This window comes from Collinsella aerofaciens (assembly GCF_039752955.1).
Taxonomy (GTDB): Bacteria; Actinomycetota; Coriobacteriia; order Coriobacteriales; family Coriobacteriaceae; genus Collinsella; species Collinsella aerofaciens_BI.
This window is the reverse complement of the sequence record NZ_JBDMHB010000020.1, coordinates 1-2,247: the sequence shown is the minus strand read 5'-3', so window position 1 is coordinate 2,247 and position 2,247 is coordinate 1. Positions and strand designations below refer to the sequence as shown.

The 2,247-nt window shown below is 43.7% G+C and carries 2 protein-coding genes; one reads left to right on the top strand and one right to left on the bottom strand.

Annotated elements, in window-relative coordinates; translation table 11 throughout:
• On the top strand, positions 1–528 hold a 528-nt coding region (locus ABHR75_RS05915; protein ID WP_346963859.1), incomplete at its 5' end, for an LURP-one-related/scramblase family protein.
• A gap of 34 nt (positions 529–562) precedes the next feature.
• Here the strand turns inward: ABHR75_RS05915 and ABHR75_RS05910 are convergent.
• Positions 563–2,218 (bottom strand): ATP-binding cassette domain-containing protein, encoded by a 1,656-nt coding sequence (locus ABHR75_RS05910; protein WP_346963858.1) that lies wholly within the window; start codon positions 2,216–2,218, stop codon positions 563–565.
• Positions 2,219–2,247: the final 29 nt, after the last annotated feature.

Below are 2,247 nucleotides of genomic sequence, written 5' to 3'. Positions count from 1 at the left end.
GGTCCTAAATCGAGCAAGACGGTTACAAACGAATATCGAATCTCAATTGAAGGTAACCCTTATCCGCATGCTCTAGCTCTCATCAACCCAGCCGGAGACAACCTCAATATCAAAAGACATGGGTTCACGGGTCCACTAGGACAGCTATTGAGTCTAAAATATACCGTTTATGACGATGCAAATGAAAAACTCTTTACTGTCGTCGACGGTGGTTTTAGTAACATGCCCAGGGTTGCGCTCATCATCGAACACAAGGAAGTTGCGGTGTTCGATTATGGCCTAAACAGACTTGAGATGAAGTGCGTAACGAACATACCGAATTACACAATAAAAGGTAACTTCCTATTTGGAGATTACGACATATTCAGCCAACGGGAAGTGAAGCTATCTTCAGTTATCGTCCTTCAATGTGATAAACAATCGTGCTTTAGCATACAGGTTTTGGATAAAGCCGAATTGGCCGCCGCAATTGGAATACCCACAGCCATTGCCCTTCTGAGGGCTCGGATTGAAGAGCATCTCGAATAAATCGCAAAAAGCAGTTCGTAGCAACGTTCAGGAGCTAGATAGTTTTTTCTGGCTCCTGAAACTGCATTACATAGTCTGCAAATTGTTCGAAACCATGTCCATGATCCGCAATGATGACGATTCGCTCTTTCATCTCCTGCGCAACCACCATCTTCAAAAAGGATATCGAAGCATTATCTAAATTGTTGCAAGGCTCATCCAAAATAATAATAGAATAACTGCTCAGAAAGGCCCTACAAAGTAATAGAGAAGCCAGTTCTCCGCCAGACAAATTGTGTCCCCTAGCTCCAATGATGGGATTTACTTCAAATAATTTATCGAGGCTAAAACCCTTCAAAAGATAGATGAGTTTTTCAGAGTCAATATCTACAAGACCATAGTAAAGAGCCTTCCTGAAAGTTCCCCCCATTATCAAATGTCTTTGCGGCATAGTTGCGCAGGGTAGCTGGATTAAAGTCGAACCATCGAAAATGACAGTAGACTCATTAACACACAGTCTGCCAGCAACTGGCGACAATAATCCGTTCAATACTTCCAGAAATGAAGATTTACCACATGCATTAGGGCCGCTTACTAAAACCAGACAAGGTGCCTGTATCGTGCAATCTGGAATTGTTATCCTCTCATTAGTTTCGTTCGACGAAAACGAGAGAATGATTCCTTTCCAACTAATTCGATCAGCGTGATCGAAACATATCAAATTAGGTTTTTCAGCTTCCAAAAGACGACGTAATTCCAAGACACGGTGCAACGATCTAAACGACGGCTGAAGCTGAGCCCAACAATTCAGAACAAGAGGAAAAGGAGAATAGCATAGAAGTACAAGTTGATAGCTCTGCACCGCAATCCCGACCGTCAGTCCGCGCTTTGACACAAGGAAAATAAGCAGCAGAACTGAAAGCAAGCCAGTAATGATGTTGCCAGCGTCAACTATTTCAGTTGCCAATCTCGCAAAGACACTCTCCTCAACTCGAGAGTTCCTGCAGGCTTTAAGCATCTTTTTATAGCGAAGTAATTCCAAGTTAATTGAACGAGAAATACGAATGTAAAGTCGACAATTTATTAGTTGGGCTAAATAAGCAGAACCCCTCGCCTGGGCCTCCAATGCCTTTTCGCTCTTAGTCGATAGCTTACTAAGAGCGAACGGATATAGAAGCGAGATAAACAATGCCGAAACACAAACAGGAATCAAAAGCAACAAAGAGATATTAGATAGCGCCACAAACGATACCAAACCCGTCACTAGGCACGGAAGAAACGCAGTTGTAAATATTCCAATCATCGGCTGTAGGTTCCCAGCCTCTTCAATGCGCGATAACAGGTAGTCACTGTCTTTTGCTAAAACTAAGGGCCGCTCTAAAGCATGGCGGGCAAGCAATCTATAGAAGCAGTTAGCGCCATCGGAAGCCAATTGCTCCGCATATTTTGATCTGAACAGGTTTGTCACCAGCTCAACTGAGAGCAATACTAGCAGGCCTAACCCAATGCATAAAACGTTACGATAATTAGAGCGAAGCAGGCCATAGTCTATTATCAACGATTCAGCTTTAACAACAGACAGCTCCACCAGGGCAGATAAAATGCAGAGCGCCATCAACTTGATTACTGTCGTCTTATTTTGAATAAAAAGCTCTGGCATATGGATCGCGTCGGAAATGTTGGTGTAAGCGCGCCGACGGCTGACCGCCAAACGCAAGCGGCCCCTGTCCTAGAATCTGG